Annotated in this window: 12 protein-coding genes; 3 read left to right on the forward strand and 9 right to left on the reverse strand. The window is 70.8% G+C overall.

The window, feature by feature from the left end; translation table 11 throughout:
• Nucleotides 1–276: 276 nt before the first annotated feature.
• The 3 genes from ACIQVI_RS30315 to thyX form a co-directional block, all read right to left on the reverse strand.
• On the reverse strand, nt 277–1,962 hold the full coding sequence (locus tag ACIQVI_RS30315) for a ribonuclease J (protein ID WP_351971501.1): 1,686 nt from the start codon (nt 1,960–1,962) through the stop codon (nt 277–279).
• 118 nt (nt 1,963–2,080) lie between these two features.
• Nucleotides 2,081–2,980: a 4-hydroxy-tetrahydrodipicolinate synthase gene (dapA, locus tag ACIQVI_RS30320; RefSeq protein ID WP_351971500.1), complete on the reverse strand. Its 900-nt coding sequence runs from the start codon at nt 2,978–2,980 to the stop codon at nt 2,081–2,083.
• 178 nt (nt 2,981–3,158) lie between these two features.
• Complete coding sequence (gene thyX, locus ACIQVI_RS30325) at nt 3,159–3,899, reverse strand: FAD-dependent thymidylate synthase (RefSeq protein ID WP_351971499.1); 741 nt, start codon at nt 3,897–3,899, stop codon at nt 3,159–3,161.
• 198 nt (nt 3,900–4,097) lie between these two features.
• Here thyX and ACIQVI_RS30330 point away from each other — a divergent pair, with 198 nt between their 5' ends.
• Nucleotides 4,098–4,337, forward strand: coding sequence for a hypothetical protein (locus ACIQVI_RS30330; RefSeq protein WP_121830615.1), 240 nt, complete (start codon nt 4,098–4,100; stop codon nt 4,335–4,337).
• Nucleotides 4,338–4,391: 54 nt separating this feature from the next.
• Nucleotides 4,392–4,955, forward strand: coding sequence for a hypothetical protein (locus ACIQVI_RS30335; protein WP_351971498.1), 564 nt, complete (start codon nt 4,392–4,394; stop codon nt 4,953–4,955).
• Here ACIQVI_RS30335 and ACIQVI_RS30340 read toward each other — a convergent pair.
• The 6 genes from ACIQVI_RS30340 to eccD all read right to left on the reverse strand — a co-directional run bounded on the left by ACIQVI_RS30340 (nt 4,945) and on the right by eccD (nt 12,116).
• On the reverse strand, nt 4,945–5,397 hold the full coding sequence (locus ACIQVI_RS30340; RefSeq protein ID WP_403601661.1) for a hypothetical protein: 453 nt from the start codon (nt 5,395–5,397) through the stop codon (nt 4,945–4,947). The two genes, ACIQVI_RS30335 and ACIQVI_RS30340, sit on opposite strands and share 11 nt — an antisense overlap.
• A 5-nt stretch (nt 5,398–5,402) precedes the next feature.
• On the reverse strand, nt 5,403–6,155 hold the full coding sequence (gene dapB, locus ACIQVI_RS30345; protein ID WP_403601664.1) for a 4-hydroxy-tetrahydrodipicolinate reductase: 753 nt from the start codon (nt 6,153–6,155) through the stop codon (nt 5,403–5,405).
• A 26-nt stretch (nt 6,156–6,181) separates the two neighbouring features.
• Nucleotides 6,182–7,561, reverse strand: coding sequence for a pitrilysin family protein (locus ACIQVI_RS30350; protein WP_351971495.1), 1,380 nt, complete (start codon nt 7,559–7,561; stop codon nt 6,182–6,184).
• Nucleotides 7,558–9,774, reverse strand: coding sequence for a polyribonucleotide nucleotidyltransferase (locus tag ACIQVI_RS30355; protein WP_403601668.1), 2,217 nt, complete (start codon nt 9,772–9,774; stop codon nt 7,558–7,560). The genes ACIQVI_RS30350 and ACIQVI_RS30355 overlap by 4 nt, the downstream gene beginning before the upstream one ends.
• Nucleotides 9,775–10,150: 376 nt before the next feature.
• A complete protein-coding gene (rpsO, locus tag ACIQVI_RS30360) occupies nt 10,151–10,441 on the reverse strand; it encodes a 30S ribosomal protein S15 (protein WP_015036567.1) in 291 nt (96 codons plus the stop codon).
• Between the two features lie 175 nt (nt 10,442–10,616).
• Nucleotides 10,617–12,116: a type VII secretion integral membrane protein EccD gene (eccD, locus tag ACIQVI_RS30365; RefSeq protein ID WP_403601672.1), complete on the reverse strand. Its 1,500-nt coding sequence runs from the start codon at nt 12,114–12,116 to the stop codon at nt 10,617–10,619.
• Nucleotides 12,117–12,385: 269 nt separating this feature from the next.
• Here eccD and eccCa point away from each other — a divergent pair, with 269 nt between their 5' ends.
• On the forward strand, nt 12,386–16,351 hold the full coding sequence (eccCa, locus tag ACIQVI_RS30370) for a type VII secretion protein EccCa (protein WP_403601675.1): 3,966 nt from the start codon (nt 12,386–12,388) through the stop codon (nt 16,349–16,351).
• Nucleotides 16,352–16,382 lie beyond the last annotated feature (31 nt).

The following is a 16,382-nucleotide window of genomic DNA, read 5'->3' on the forward strand; positions in this document are numbered from 1 at the left end:
TTTCCTCCGGGCTTTTCCCTTCGGTCTTGCGTTTCCGACTCTATCAGATCTTTCCGATCCGATTTCCTCGGTGCTTTCCGGTCCCTTTCGCTTTCGCTCCGGGGGCCTTTCGGCGGTTCCGACTTTATCAGAAGTTCTGAGTCGGTTTTCCCGCCTCCCGTTCAACCTTCCGGGCGCACGTCGGCGCCGGGGCTTCCTGTTCTGGCGGAGCCGTAAACGTACTGGAGCAGGGCGCCCCGATGCAAATCGAGGTGCCCCGCTCCGTTCCCGCGCTGGTCAGACCTCTACGACGACCGGAAGGATCATCGGGCGACGGCGGTAGGTGTCGGAGACCCACTTGCCGACGGAGCGGCGGATCAGCTGCTGGAGCTGGTGCGGCTCGACGACGCCGTCCTGGAAGGACTTGTTGAGCGCCTGGTCGATCTTCGGGAGCACCGCGTCGAAGGCGGAGTCCTCGATGCCGGAGCCGCGGGCGTGGACGTGGGGGCCGCCGACGATCTTGCCGGTCGACGAGTCGACCACGACGAAGACCGAGATGATGCCCTCCTCGCCGAGGATCCGGCGGTCCTTGAGGGAGGACTCGGTGACGTCGCCGACCGAGAGGCCGTCGACGTACACGTAACCCGCCTGGACCTTGCCGGTGATCCGGGCGCGGCCGTCGACCAGGTCGACGACGACGCCGTCCTCGGCGATGACGATGTGGTCCTTGGGGATGCCCGTCATCGCGCCGAGCTCGGCGTTGGCGCGCAGGTGGCGCCATTCGCCGTGGACCGGCATGAGGTTCTTCGGCCGGCAGATGTTGTAGAAGTACAGCAGCTCGCCGGCCGAGGCGTGGCCCGAGACGTGGACCTTGGCGTTGCCCTTGTGGACGACGTTCGCGCCCCAGCGGGTCAGGCCGTTGATCACGCGGTAGACCGCGTTCTCGTTGCCCGGGATCAGGGAGGACGCCAGGATCACGGTGTCGCCGGGGACGATCCGGATCTGGTGGTCGCGGTTGGCCATGCGGGACAGGGCCGCCATCGGCTCGCCCTGGGAGCCCGTGCAGACGAGCACGACCTCGTCGTCCGGCAGGTCGTCGAGGGTCTTCACGTCCACGATGAGGCCGGCCGGGACCCGGAGGTAGCCCAGGTCGCGGGCGATACCCATGTTGCGGACCATCGAGCGGCCGACGAAGGCGACCCGGCGGCCGTACTCGTGGGCGGCGTCGAGGATCTGCTGGATGCGGTGCACGTGGCTGGCGAAGCTGGCCACGATGATGCGCTTCGGCGCGTTCGCGAAGACGTTCCGCAGGACGTTCGAGATGTCCCGCTCCGGCGGGACGAAGCCCGGGACCTCGGCGTTCGTCGAGTCGGAGAGGAGGAGGTCGATGCCCTCCTCGCTGAGCCGGGCGAACGTGTGGAGGTCGGTGAGGCGGCCGTCCAGCGGCAGCTGGTCCATCTTGAAGTCGCCGGTGGCGACGACCATGCCCGCGGGGGTGCGGACCGCGACCGCGAGCGCGTCCGGGATGGAGTGGTTGACCGCGATGAACTCGCAGTCGAACGCTCCCAGGACCTCCCGGTCGCCCTCCTTCACCTCGAGGGTGTAGGGGCGGATGCGGTGCTCCTGGAGCTTGGCCTCGATCAGGGCGAGGGTCAGCTTGGAGCCGATCAGCGGGATGTCCGGCTTGAGCCGGAGCAGGTAGGGGACGGCACCGATGTGGTCCTCGTGGCCGTGCGTGAGCACGATGCCCTCGATGTCGTCGAGGCGGTCCCGGATGATGGTGAAGTCCGGCAGGATCAGGTCGACGCCGGGCTGCTCCTCCTCGGGGAAGAGGACGCCGCAGTCGACGATGAGCAGACGGCCGTCGAATTCGAAGACCGTCATGTTGCGGCCGATCTCGCCAAGGCCGCCGAGCGGAATGACGCGCAGGGCGCCCTTGGGCAGCTTGGGCGGGGCGCCGAGTTCGGGATGCGGATGACTCAAAAGACTCTCCTCACCACGCGCGCCACGTACCCCCTGGCACGTGGCGCGCATGACAATCGTGCACTTGCTGTTGTGGGTGTTCAGTTGTCCAGACCGTGTTCAGTTGTGAAGTCCGTTGTCAGAGTTCTACCCCGCCGGCGGCCAGGTCGAGCCTGAGCTGCTCCGTCTCCTGTGCGGAGAGTTCCACGAGCGGCAGCCGGAGGGGGCCGGCCGGGAGGCCCTGGAGGGCGAGGGCGGCCTTGGTGGTCATGACGCCCTGGGTGCGGAACATGCCGGTGTAGACCGGGAGCAGCTTCTGGTGGATCTCGGTCGCCTTCTGGACCTCGCCGCCCAGGTGGGCGTCGAGGAGGGCGCGGAGCTCCGGGGTGACGACGTGGCCCACGACGGAGACGAAGCCGCAGGCTCCGACGGAGAGCAGCGGCAGGTTGAGCATGTCGTCGCCGGAGTACCAGGCGAGGCCGGAGCGGGCGATGGCCCAGCTCGCGCGGCCGAGGTCGCCCTTGGCGTCCTTGTTGGCGACGACGCGCGGGTGCTCGGCGAGGCGGACGATCGTCTCGGTGTCGATCGGGACGCCGCTGCGGCCGGGGATGTCGTAGAGCATCACCGGGAGCTCGGTGGCGTCGGCGATGGCCGAGAAGTGCCGGTAGAGGCCCTCCTGCGAGGGCTTGTTGTAGTACGGCGTGACCGCGAGGAGGCCGTGGGCGCCGTCGCGCTCGGCCGTGCGGGCGAGCTCGATCGAGTGGTGGGTGTCGTTGGTGCCGATGCCGGCGACGACGTGGGCGCGGTCGCCGACCGCCTCCAGTACCGCTCGTACCAGCTCCGATTTCTCCGCGTCGCTGGTGGTGGGGGACTCGCCGGTGGTGCCGTTGATGACGAGGCCGTCGTTGCCCGCGTCCACCAGATGGGTGGCGAGCCGCTGGGCACCGTCGAGGTCGAGTGCGCCGTCCGCCGTGAAGGGCGTGACCATGGCGGTGAGGACCCGCCCGAAGGGGGTCTGCGGAGTGGAGATCGGAGCCATGGGTAACACGCTACTCGCTGCTCAGCGCCGGGTGTCCCCCTGGGGGACGGGAGAAAGGGAGCCCGGCGCTGCCTGCTCGGGGGTTCAGACAGCGCCGGGTCCGTTTGATCAGCCTAGATGAACTTCGTGAAACGTCGCAATACGGACACTTCGCGTGACGAGGTCGGACATGTGTGCCCTACGGGGCCACGCGCCCGTTCTTGTTGAAGGCGGCGTGGGTCAGCGGCATCAGCCGGGCCCAGTGCTCCTCCATCCGCTCGCCGACCATCTCGATCTCCCGCTGCGGGAAGGACGGGACCGCGGCCAGTTCGTGCTGGGTGCGCAGGCCCAGGAAGTGCATGAGCGAGCGCGCGTTGCAGGTGGCGTACATCGAGGAGAAGAGGCCGACCGGGAGGACCGCGCGGGCGACCTCGCGGGCGACGCCCGCGGCCAGCATCTCCTGGTACGTCTCGTACGCCTGCCGGTACGAGTCCTCCATCGAGCGGCTCACCAGGTCGTGCTGCTCCCGGGTGCCCTCGACGAAGACGTACTTGCCGGGGCGCCCCTCCTGGACGAGCTTGCGGGAGGCGTCGGGGACGTAGAAGACCGGCTGGAGCTCCCTGTAGCGGCCCGATTCCTCGTTGTACGACCAGCCCACGCGGTGCCGCATGAACTCGCGGAAGACGAAGATCGGGGCGCTGATGAAGAAGGTCATCGAGTTGTGCTCGAACGGGCTGCCGTGGCGGTCCCGCATCAAGAAGTTGATGAGGCCCTTCGAGCGCTCCGGGTCCTTCTGGAGCTCTTCGAGGGACTGCTCGCCCGCCGTGGAGACCCGGGCGGCCCACAGGACGTCGGAGTCGGCCGCCGCGCTCTTGACCAGGTCGACGGTGACGTCGCTCCGGAAGTCGATCTTCACGTTCTCGGTGGGGCTGTCGCTCACCAGCGGTCCTTCCAGTCGGGGTGCAGCCGCCCACTTTAACGAGGGCCGGGGAGGGGATCCCCCCTAGGGCGGACCCCCTCCTACCGGAGGACTACATTCGGCCGGTTTGGTGAAATCCTTGGCGAAATCGGGCACCAAAGGACCGGTTCTGTCGTCTGTACCTGTGAAGCACGACGACACCCGAGGAGAGTGGACCTGATGTTCCGCCGGCGAGAGCCCGTACCGTTCGCGTTCGTCGCGGAGGCCGACCACTTTCGCAGTAACGTCACTCCACCGCCCCGGGAGCGCCCCAGCGCCTCGCAGCTCGTGGGCCGCACCCTGCTCGGGCTGACCGTCGTGGCCGGCCTCGTCGGGTCGCTGGTCCTCGGGATGCCCTCGCTCCAGTCGGGTGACTCGGCCACTCGTCAGCAGCAGTCCGAGGCCTCCGACAACCGCTGAGGTAGCCTCACCGGGCATCGCCCCTTCGAGCGTGCTTGTGAGTGAGGATCTGTCGTGCCCCTGCCCTTTCTGACGGCCGACCGTGCTTTTGACGCGAACGACCAGGTCGCCCTGCCGTTCGACGACCACGACCAGTGGCGTCGTCCGTACCGGCCGGGGTCCTGGCGGGTCGGGGCGGCAGCGCTTTCGCTGCTGCTCGCCTCCTTCGTCCTCCTCGCCGCGGTGATCGTCGCCGCGGCGGGCTCCTTCGGCGGCGCGACCGTCACCTTCGGCATCGCCGGACTGATCATCCTGGCCACCCTGCGGATGCTGCGGATGGGCACCTGGGTGAGCCGGGCCGGCGTGCGGCGCGTGGGCTTCCTCTCGACCGTCACCGTGCCGTGGGCCAAGGTGACCTCCGTACGGACCGCCCAGCAGCCGGTGCGCTGGCTGGGGCTCCCCCGTACCGTCCAGGGACAGGCCCTGGTGCTCGGCCGGCAGGGTGGTGAGCAGCTGCTGCTGCTCACCGACCACAACGCCGACTTCCTCTCCCGGGTCGAGGCCTTCGACCGGGCGGCCGACACGGTCGAGGCATGGAACGCCGAGTACGGCACGGCCCCGGTCGCCGCTACGCGCTGACCGGGCGCCCCTCGTGGAGCGCGATGGCCCGCTGCATCGCCTGACGGGCCCGGGGGGTGTCGCGGGCGTCGTGATAGGCGACCGCGAGCCGGAACCAGCAGCGCCAGTCCTCGGGCGAGTCCTCCGTCTCGGCCTTGCGCCGGGCGAAGACCTCGTCGGCCGAGTCCCGGTCGATCCGGCCGCCCGCCGTGCGCGTCAGCTCGTCGACGGGCAGACCGCCCTCCGCCTCCAGCTCGGCGGCGAGGCGGTTCGCCCGGCGGGCGAAGCGGGTGTTCTTCCAGAGGAACCAGCCGCCGACCAGGGGCAGCAGGAACGCCACCGCGCCCATGCCCATGGCGGCCGGCTCGCCGGTGAGGAGCAGTAGGACGCCCTCCATCCCCACCACGCCGAAGACCAGCACGAGCACGGTGGAGAGGAAGACGTACGTGATCTTTCCGCCCACGGCCGTCAGCCCAGGTCCAGGAAGTGCTCCAGGCCGAAGGTGAGGCCGGGGGTGCCGGTCACGCGTCGGGCCCCGAGCAGGATGCCCGGCATGAAGCTGGAGTGGTGCAGGGAGTCGTGCCGGACGGTGAGGGTCTCGCCCTCGCCGCCGAGCAGCACCTCCTGGTGGGCGAGGAGCCCGCGCAGGCGCACGGCGTGCACCGGGACGCCGTCGACGTCGGCGCCGCGCGCGCCGTCCAGGGCCGTGGTCGTGGCGTCGGGCTGCGGGGCGCAGCCTGCCTTCGACCGGGCCTCGGCGATCAGCTGGGCGGTGCGGGTGGCGGTGCCCGAGGGGGCGTCCACCTTGTTCGGGTGGTGCAGCTCGACGACCTCGACCGACTCGAAGTACGGGGCCGCGATCTGGGCGAACTTCATGGTGAGGACCGCGCCGATGGAGAAGTTCGGGGCGATGAGGACGCCGGTCCCCGGGGCGGCGTCGAGCAGGGTCCGCAGCCGCGCGAGGCGCTCCTCGGTCCAGCCGGTGGTGCCGACGACGGCGTGGATGCCGTGGCGCAGGCAGAAGTCGAGGTTCTCCATCACCGAGTCGGGCGTGGTCAGTTCGACCACGACCTGGGCGTCGGCCTCGACGAGCTTCTCCAGCCCGTCGCCGCGGCCGAGGGCCGCGACCAGTTCCATGTCCTCGGCGGCCTCGACGGCCCGGACCGCTTCGGAGCCGATGCGGCCCCGGGCTCCGAGGACCGCCACGCGCAGCTTGCTCATTGCTCTTCCTTAGGGGGACTCGTGGGTCAGGAGACCGCTTGCCGGAGGCGGTCGGCCTGCTTGTCCTTCAGCGGGCCGATCACCGCGAGCGAGGGTCGCTGCTCCAGTACATCGCGGGCGACCTCCCGGACCTCGTCCGGGGTGACGGCGGCGATCCGGGTCAGCATGTCGTCGACCGACATCTGGCTGCCCCAGCACAGCTCGCTCTTGCCGATGCGGTTCATCAGCGCGCCGGTGTCCTCCAGGCCGAGCACGGTCGAGCCGGAGAGCTGGCCGACGGCGCGGCGGATCTCCTCGTCCGTGAGGCCGTCGGAGGCGACCTTGTGGAGCTCGTCCCGGCAGATCTTCAGGACGTCGTGGATCTGGCCGGGCCGGCAGCCCGCGTACACCCCGAAGAGGCCGCAGTCGGCGAAGCCCGAGGTGTACGAGTACACGCTGTAGGCCAGGCCGCGCTTCTCGCGGACCTCCTGGAAGAGGCGGGAGGACATGCCGCCGCCGAGGGCGGTGTTCAGCACGCCGAGGGCCCAGCGGCGCTCGTCGGTGCGGGCCAGGCCCGGCATTCCGAGGACCACGTGGGCCTGCTCGGTCTTGCGGTTGAGGAGCTCGACGCGGCCCGCCGCGCGCAGGGTGCGCCGGCCGTCGCGGGGGGCGACGGGGACGGCGTCGGTGCGGGTGAGGGCGCCGGCCTTCTCGAAGGCGCGGCGGACCTGGCGCACCACCGTGGCGTGGTCGACGTTGCCCGCGGCGGCGACGACCAGGTGGGTCGGGTCGTAGTGCTTCTTGTAGAAGCGGGCGATCTGGCCGCGGGTGAGCGCGTTGACGGTGTCGACGGTGCCGAGGACCGGGCGGCCGAGCGGGGTGTCGCCGAACATCGTCTGCGCGAACAGCTCGTGCACGACGTCGCCGGGGTCGTCCTCGGTCATCGCGATCTCTTCGAGGATGACGCCGCGCTCGGCGTCCACGTCCTCGTCGAGGACGAGCGAGCCGGTGAGCATGTCGCAGACGACGTCGATCGCGAGCGGCAGGTCGGTGTCGAGGACCCGCGCGTAGTAGCAGGTGTACTCCTTCGCCGTGAAGGCGTTCATCTCGCCGCCGACCGCGTCGATCGCGGCGGAGATGTCGAGGGCGGACCGCTTGTGGGTGCCCTTGAAGAGGAGGTGCTCCAGGTAGTGGGTCGCGCCGTTGAGCGCCGGGGTCTCGTCGCGGGAGCCGACGTGCGCCCAGATGCCGAAGGTGGCGGAGCGCACGGAGGGGAGGGTCTCGGTGACGATGCGGAGGCCGCCGGGGAGGGTCGTGCGACGGACCGTGCCGATGCCGTCCTTGCCCGGGAGAAGCGTTTGGGTACGGGCGACGGCCCGCCCCTCCGAGGAGGGGCGGGCCGTCGCGCGGGAACTACGGGACGTCACTTGGCGGTGTCGTCCTTGTCACCCTCGGCGTCCTCGTCCGCGATCACGGGGACCAGGGAGAGCTTGCCGCGCTGGTCGATCTCGGCGATCTCGACCTGGACCTTGGAGCCGATCGCGAGCACGTCCTCGACGTTCTCCACGCGCTTGCCACCGGCGAGCTTGCGGATCTGCGAGATGTGCAGCAGGCCGTCCTTGCCCGGCATGAGGGAGACGAAGGCACCGAAGGTGGTGGTCTTGACGACCGTACCCAGGTAGCGCTCGCCGACCTCCGGCATGGTCGGGTTGGCGATGCCGTTGATCGTGGCGCGGGCGGCCTCGGCCTGCGAGCCCTGCTGGGCACCGATGTAGATGGTGCCGTCGTCCTCGATCGTGATCTCGGCGCCGGTGTCCTCCTGGATCTGGTTGATCATCTTGCCCTTGGGGCCGATGACCTCGCCGATCTTGTCCACGGGGATCTTGACGGTGATGATCCGCGGGGCGTTGGGGGACATCTCGTCCGGCGTGTCGATCGCTTCCATCATCACGTCGAGGATGTGGAGGCGGGCGTCGCGGGCCTGCTTGAGGGCCGCGGCCAGGACGGAGGCCGGGATGCCGTCCAGCTTGGTGTCGAGCTGGAGGGCGGTGACGAATTCCTTCGTGCCGGCGACCTTGAAGTCCATGTCGCCGAAGGCGTCCTCCGCACCGAGGATGTCGGTGAGGGCGACGTAGTGCGTCTGGCCGTCGACGTCCTCGGAGATCAGGCCCATGGCGATGCCGGCGACGGGGGCCTTGAGCGGCACACCGGCGTTCAGCAGCGACATGGTGGAGGCGCAGACCGAGCCCATCGACGTCGAGCCGTTGGAGCCGAGGGCCTCGGACACCTGGCGGATCGCGTAGGGGAACTCCTCGCGGGTCGGGAGGACCGGCACGAGGGCGCGCTCGGCGAGGGCGCCGTGGCCGATCTCGCGGCGCTTGGGCGAGCCCACGCGGCCGGTCTCGCCGACGGAGTACGGCGGGAAGTTGTAGTTGTGCATGTAGCGCTTGCGGGTCACCGGGGAGAGGGTGTCCAGCTGCTGCTCCATGCGGAGCATGTTGAGGGTGGTGACGCCCAGGATCTGGGTCTCGCCACGCTCGAACAGCGCCGAGCCGTGCACGCGCGGGATGGCCTCGACCTCGGCGGCGAGCGTACGGATGTCCGTGATGCCGCGGCCGTCGATGCGGACCTTGTCCTTGATGATGCGCTCGCGGACCAGCTTCTTGGTCAGCGCGCGGTAGGCGCCCGAGATCTCCTTCTCGCGGCCCTCGAAGGCCGGGAGGAGCTTCTCGGCGGCGAGCTCCTTGATGCGGTCGAGCTCGGCCTCGCGCTCCTGCTTGCCGGCGATGGTGAGCGCCTGGGCGAGCTCGCCCTTGACGGCGGAGGAGAGCGCCTCCAGGACGTCGTCCTGGTAGTCGAGGAAGACCGGGAACTCGCCGGTGGGCTTGGCGGCCTTGGCGGCGAGGTCCGACTGGGCCTTGCAGAGGACCTTGATGAAGGGCTTCGCGGCCTCGAGACCGGCGGCGACGACCTCCTCGGTCGGCGCCTCGGCGCCGTCCTTGACGAGCTGGACGGTCTTCTCGGTGGCCTCGGCCTCGACCATCATGATCGCGACGTCGCCGTCCTCCAGGACGCGACCGGCGACGACCATGTCGAAGACGGCGTCCTCGAGCTCGGTGTGCGTCGGGAACGCGACCCACTGGCCCTTGATCAGGGCGACGCGGGTGGCGCCGATCGGGCCGGAGAAGGGCAGGCCCGCCAGGATCGTGGAGGCGGAGGCGGCGTTGATCGCGACCACGTCGTACAGGTGGTCGGGGTTGAGCGCCATGATCGTCTCGACGATCTGGATCTCGTTGCGCAGGCCCTTCTTGAAGGAGGGGCGCAGCGGGCGGTCGATCAGGCGACAGGTGAGGACGGCGTCCTCGGAGGGGCGGCCCTCGCGGCGGAAGAAGGAGCCGGGGATCTTGCCGGCCGCGTACTGCCGCTCCTCGACGTCCACCGTGAGGGGGAAGAAGTCGAGCTGGTCCTTGGGGCGCTTCGAGGCGGTGGTCGCGGAAAGGACCATCGTGTCGTCGTCCAGGTAGGCGACGGCGGAGCCGGCGGCCTGCTTGGCGAGGCGGCCGGTCTCGAAGCGGATGGTGCGGGTGCCGAAGGTGCCGTTGTCGATGACGGCCTCGGCGTAGTGGGTCTCGTTCTCCACTATGGGGTTCTCCTACGTGTTCGTCTTTGCGTCCGGGGCCCGTGTGGCCGGGGACGGTGTGCGACGGCGGCGGAGAAGCTCGCACTCGGAGGGCGGGCCGGTCTTCGATCGAAGCACCCGGGATTCGGTTCCGGGGGCCACTACCGAGGACCGGCGGCTGGCCGGCGGCTTCTCGCTCGTCGTTATGGGGTTGTAGCTACCAGACTAAATGTCCGGGTGCACTTCGCGCACGTACGGCAGCGCGTGCGACGGACCGTACGGTCGTGTGCGACGGCCCGTACGACCGTGTGTGCGGCGCGTACGGGCGTGTGTACGGGCGCGTGTACGGCAAAGGGAGCGGCCCCCTGAACGCGGGAACCGCTCCCTCCACGGCGTCTTACTTGGCGCCGCCGGCCGCACCGCGGCGGATGCCGAGGCGGTCGACCAGCGTACGGAAGCGCTGGATGTCCTTCTTGGCCAGGTACTGCAGCAGGCGGCGGCGCTGGCCGACCAGGATCAGCAGACCACGGCGGGAGTGGTGGTCGTGCTTGTGCTGCTTGAGGTGCTCGGTCAGGTCCGAGATGCGGCGGGACAGCATCGCGACCTGGACCTCGGGGGAGCCGGTGTCGCCCTCCTTGGTGCCGAACTCGGCCATGATCTGCTTCTTGACGGCGGCGTCGAGAGCCACGCGGATCTCCTCTTGGTTCGTGCGCCCGCGAGTGCCCCTGGTCTAGGTCTCAGGGGAAGCTTCCGTGACTCGACGGGCGAAGGTCCGATGGGCGCAGCTTCCAGAGGGTTCCCGAGCGGGTCGGGGGTCTTCCGGGAGCGCGTACACAAACGGCCGTCACACAGCGTACCAGGGCTCAGGACGTCATCGCCCGGACGGAGTGGTAGACGTCGAAGACCGCCAGGCAGAGCGGCAGCAGCGTGAGGAGAACGAAGGTCTCGGCGATCTCCAGGAAACGGCCCCAGAAGGGGGTGACGCCCTTGCGGGGGACGATCAGGCCGATGGCGGTGATCAGCGCGGCGACGCCCGCGACGGCGGCCGAGAGCCAGATCGTCCGGATGTCCAGGCCGGTGCCGTCGCCCTTGAGGGCCTCCTGGATCAGCTCCGGCGGCGGATTGAGGCAGAGGCCGAGGCCGAGCAGCACCAGGGCGCCGAGGCCGGCCCCGAGCGCGCAGCCGACCTGCGCGGTGTAGCGGAAGAGGTGGGCGCGCATCAGCATGGCGACGCCGGTGGCGAGGGCCAGGAGCTGGCCCCAGACGTTCTCCGAGAAGCCGAGGACGGCCGCGGCGGCGACGGCGACGAGGGCGCAGCCGCCGACCAGGCCGACCAGGAGCTCGTGGCCGCGGCGGGCCTGCGCGGCGATGCGGACGGCGTCGACCGGGCCCTGCGGCTCGGCCTCGGTGCCGTAGCCGCCGACGGCGGTCCTGGGCGGGTCGAAGCCGATGGGGAGCCGGGCGAAGCGGGTGGAGAGTCCGGGCAGGAAGGCGAGGGCGCCGACGGCGAGGGGCGCGCAGACGGCGGCGGTCTCGGACGGCTTCAGGTTCGTCAGTACGGCCACGAAGCCGACGAGGAGGCCGACGGCGGAGGCGAGGACGAACGCGACGAACGGGCCGTCGCCGCCCGGGGAGACGATCGTCAGGATCACGGCGAAGACGAGGACGGCGGCGCAGGCGAGGAGGAACTGGAGCTTTCCTATGCCCTGTCCGGCCGCCAGGGGCAGCAGTCCGGCGCCGGCGACGGCGGCGTTCGCCATGGCGCCGGTGCCGAGGGCCACGGCGGAGCCCCGGTCGTCGTAGACCCGGGCGCGGACGCCGGCGAGCGCCAGGAGCAGTACGCCGGTGACGGCGGCGAGGATGCCCGGCAGGCCGTGGGTGTCGTGCCGGGGGTCGGCCGTCCACAGCACGAACGCGAGGAGGACGAGGAGGACGGAGCCGCCGAGGAGTCCGGCGCCGCGCATCAGGGCGTCGGACCAGAGGGTGCGGTCGCGGGCCACGGCGGAGGCGACGGCGTCCGAGACGTCGTCGAAGACCGCGGGCGGCAGGGACTCGGCGAAGGGGCGCAGCGAGAGCAGTTCGCCGTCGAGGATGCGCTGGGCCGCGAGCGAGCGGCCGGCGTCGAGGACGGTGCCGTCGCGGCGCACCAGGTGGTAGCCGACCGGGGCGCCCGGCTCCGGGGTCTGGCCGGACAGGCGGAGGACCTCCGGGTAGAGGTCCGCGACCGCGACGTCCTCGGGCAGGGCGACGTCGACGCGGCCGTCGGGCGCGACGACCGTGACGCGGCAGAAGCCGGTGCCGCCGTGGAAGACGGGCGCGGGGGCCGACTGGCCCGGTCCGCTGGCCGTGGCTGGGGCCGTCATACTCACCTGCTGCTTCCCCTCGTGGTGATCCTGGCCGGCAGGCCCGGCGCGCGCTCCGGGCGCCGTGGGGCCGGGTGCGCCGCGCTCCGGACGATGCGCTCCGAATGACCCTTTATTTTGCGATAGCTCATGGGTGCGCAAACGTTTCGGGTCACCCTACCGCCCACCCGTGACTCCGCACCAAAGTAAGATCCGTCCCCGCGGATGGATCTCGTCGCCACGGGGGCGCCCAGAGGAACTTTCCGTCCGGCAACGGAAATTGGTGAGCTGTGAGTCAGATCGTCGTCAAGCGCCCACCACGGGCCCTGCCCTCCGAAGTGCCGAGCGAACAGGTGCAGTTGCAACCTCCTCCGGAGCTCCCCCGGGGACAGCAGGAGGGCGCCCTGATGCAGCTCCTGCCGATGCTCGGCATGGGCGGTTCGGTGGTCTTCTTCTTCATGACGCCGAACCCGATCATGCGCATCATGGGCATGATCATGATCGCCTCGACGGTCGCCATGGCCATCGCGATGCTGGTGCGTTACCGGCGCGGGACGCAGGGGCAGCTCGCCGACATGCGGCGCGACTACCTGAAGTACCTGACCCAGACGCGGCGCGCCGTCCTGCGGACCGCCCGCCTCCAGCGCGACGCGCAGTTCTATCTGCACCCGGCGCCCGAGCAGCTGTGGGCGCTGGTCGCCGAGGGCAGCCGGGTCTGGGAACGGCGCATCGGCGACGACGACTTCGCGCAGGTCCGCGTCGGGCTCGGCAGCCAGCAGCTCGCGACTCCGCTCGTGGCCCCCGAAACCGCCCCCGTCGACGAGCTGGAGCCGCTGACCGCCGGTGCGATGCGGCAGTTCCTCACCGCGCACGGCACCCTGGACGGCCTGCCCATGGCCGTGTCGCTGCGCGCCTTCTACCACCTCACCGTGAGCGGGGACGGTGACTCCGCCCGCTCCACCGCGCGCGCCATGATCGGCTCGCTCGCGGCGCTGCACTCCCCCGAGGACCTGGTCGTCGCCGTCGCCGCGGACGGCGGGGCGGCGCCCGCCTGGGAGTGGGCGAAGTGGCTGCCGCACGCGCAGGCTTCGGGGCCCGGGGACGGCGCGGGCAGCCGGCGTCTGATCACCACGGACGCGCGCGAGCTCCAGGAGATGCTGGACGCCCGGCTCGAAGGACGCCCTCGCTTCCAGGGCGCCGGCCATCCGCTGCTCGACCACCCGCACCTCGTCGTCGTGCTCGACGGCCAGTCGGTCCCGCAGACCTCGGCGCTCGCCTCCCCCGAGGGCATCCAGGGCGTGACGATCATCGAGGTCGTGCAGGGCCGGAACACCGGGGCCCGCGGCGACCTGGCCGTGGTCGTGGAGGGCGACTCGCTGCGCCTGGAGTCCGGGCACGGGCACGTGTACGACGGGACGCCCGACCGGCTGGACCCGGACGTCGCCGAGGCGCTCGCCCGCCAGCTCGCCCCGCTGCGGGTCGCGTCCGGTTCGGACGACGACGAACCGCTGCTCGCCAACCTGGACTTCACCGACCTGCTGAACCTCGGCGACGCGGCCTCGGTCGACGTCGCCCGCACCTGGCGGCCCCGTTCCCGCTCGGAGCGGCTGCGGGTGCCGATCGGTGTCGGCGAGGACGGCGTCCCGGTGATGCTCGACCTCAAGGAGGCGGCGCAGGAGGGCATGGGGCCGCACGGCCTGTGCGTGGGCGCGACCGGTTCCGGCAAGTCGGAGCTGCTGCGCACGCTCGTCCTCGGCCTGGCGGTGACGCACTCCTCCGAGACGCTGAACTTCGTCCTCGCGGACTTCAAGGGCGGCGCGACCTTCGCCGGCATGTCGCAGATGCCGCACGTCGCCGCGGTGATCACCAACCTGGCGGACGACCTCACGCTGGTGGACCGCATGGGCGACTCCATCCGGGGCGAGCTGAACCGGCGCCAGGAGATGCTGCGCGACGCGGGCAACTACGCCAACATCCACGACTACGAGAAGGCCCGCGCGGCGGGCGCGCCGCTCCAGCCGATCCCGTCGCTCGTCCTCGTCATCGACGAGTTCAGCGAGCTGCTCACGGCCATGCCGGACTTCATCGAGATGTTCGTGCAGATCGGCCGCATCGGGCGTTCGCTCGGCGTGCACCTGCTGCTGGCCTCGCAGCGCCTGGAGGAGGGCCGGCTGCGCGGTCTGGAGACGTACCTGTCGTACCGGATCGGTCTGCGGACCTTCTCCGCGGCCGAGTCCCGCGCGGCCATCGGCGTTCCCGACGCCTACACGCTGCCGAACGTGCCCGGTTCCGGGTACCTCAAGTACGGCACCGACGAGATGGTCCGCTTCAAGGCGGCGTACGTCTCCGGGGTGTACCGCGCGAACCAGCACGCCGTCGTGCCGGGCGGGCCGCTGCCCGTGGACCGGCGGCCCGCCCTGTTCACCGCGGCGCACGTGCCGGTGCACCACGTCGAACCGGCCGCCCGGGGGCGGGTGCCCGAGGCCCGGAGGCCGGAGGACGACGCGCTGGCCGACTCGGTGCTCGACGTGATCGTGCGCCGGCTGGAGGGGCGCGGGGTCGAGGCGCACCAGGTGTGGCTGCCGCCGCTCGACAACCCGCCGCCGCTCGACTCGGTCCTGCCCGGTCTCGCGGGCGTGGAGGGCCGGGGCCTGACGCAGCAGGGGTACGAGGGGGCCGGCAGGCTCGTCGTACCGCTGGGCGTGGTGGACAAGCCGTACGAGCAGCGCCGCGACACGCTCTACCGGGACTTCTCCGGCGCCGCGGGCCACATGCAGATCATCGGCGGTCCGCAGTCCGGCAAGTCGACGCTGCTGCGGACGATCGTCTCCGCCTTCGCGCTGACCCACACCCCGCACGAGGTGCAGTTCTACGGACTCGACTTCGGTGGTGGCGGTCTGTCGTCTGTCGCGGGCCTTCCGCACGTCGGCGGGGTGGCGTCCCGGCTCGACCCGGAGCGGGTGCGGCGCACGGTGGCCGAGGTCTACGGCGTCCTGTCCCGCCGCGAGGAGTACTTCCGCAGTGCCGGGATCGACTCCATAGCGACGTACCGCAGGCTCCGGGGCCGGGGCGACATCTCGGTGAAGGACCAGCCGTGGGGCGACGTCTTCCTCGTGATCGACGGCTGGGGCAACTTCCGCACCGAGTACGAGGGCCTGGAGGCCGCCGTCGTCGACATCGCCGCGCGCGGGCTCGGCTACGGCATCCACGTGATCCTGACGGCCTCGCGCTCCATGGAGGTCCGCGCCAACCTCAAGGACCACCTCATGAACAGGCTGGAACTGCGGCTCGGCGACACGATGGACTCCGAGCTGGACCGCAAGATCGCCGCCAACGTGCCGACGGGCGTGCCCGGCCGCGGTCTGACGCCGGAGAAGCTGCACTTCATGGCGGCCGTGCCGCGCATCGACGGCATCAGCTCGGACAGCGACCTGTCCGAGGCGACGGCCGCGATGACGCAGGAGGTCACGCGCCACTGGACGGCGCCGGGCGCGCCGGAGGTGCGTCTGCTGCCGCGCGAGCTGGACGTGCGCGAGCTGCCGGCCGGTCACGCGGAGCCGGGGCGCGGGGTCGCGTTCGCCATCGACGAGAACGGCCTGGAGCCGGTCTTCGTGGACTTCGACCGCGATCCGTTCTTCCTGGTCTTCGGCGAGAGCGAGTCGGGCAAGTCGAACCTGCTGCGGCTGCTGATCAAGCAGATCTCGGAGCGGTACGACGGGAGCGCGGCGAAGTTCTTCGTGATCGACAACCGGCGGGCGCTGCTCGACGTCGCCCCGGCGAGCCACCTCGCGGAGTACGTGCCCATGTCGAACAACATGGAGCACCACGTGGACGCGCTCGCCGACCTGATGCGGCGCCGCTCCCCGTCGGCGGACGTCACGGCGCAGCAGCTGCGGGAGCGCAGCTGGTGGCAGGGCCCGTCCCTCTTCGTGGTCGTGGACGACTACGACCTGGTGTCCACGTCCAGCGGCAACCCGCTGTCGAAGCTGACGGAGCTGCTGCCGTTCGCGCGGGACGTCGGCGTCCGCTTCATCATCGCCCGCAGCGCGGCCGGTGCGAGCCGGGCGGCGTACGAGTCCTTCATGCAGCGGATGATGGAGCTCGGCGCCCAGGGCGTGCTGCTCTCCGGCGACCCGCAGGAGGGCGACGTGCTCGGCGGCGTGCGCATGAGGCCGATGCCGGCGGGCCGGGGCATCTACGTGTCGCGGCAGCGGGGGAATCCGCTGGTGCAGACCGGTCGTGTGCCGGAGGTGTGAGGGTGACGGCCGGCCGCGTTCTCGTCCGGGG

Origin of the sequence: Streptomyces sp. NPDC098101, from assembly GCF_044760185.1 — a bacterium.
Classification (GTDB): domain Bacteria; phylum Actinomycetota; class Actinomycetes; order Streptomycetales; family Streptomycetaceae; genus Streptomyces.

Excerpts from the sequence above, each read along its gene's own strand:
- dapA (WP_351971500.1), bottom strand. The coding sequence starts at position 2,980 with ATGGCTCCGATCTCCACTCCGCAGACCCCCTTCGGGCGGGTCCTCACC.
- ACIQVI_RS30330 (WP_121830615.1), top strand. The coding sequence starts at position 4,098 with ATGTTCCGCCGGCGAGAGCCCGTACCGTTCGCGTTCGTCGCGGAGGCC.
- dapB (WP_403601664.1), bottom strand. The coding sequence starts at position 6,155 with ATGAGCAAGCTGCGCGTGGCGGTCCTCGGAGCCCGGGGCCGCATCGGC.
- eccD (WP_403601672.1), bottom strand. The coding sequence starts at position 12,116 with ATGACGGCCCCAGCCACGGCCAGCGGACCGGGCCAGTCGGCCCCCGCG.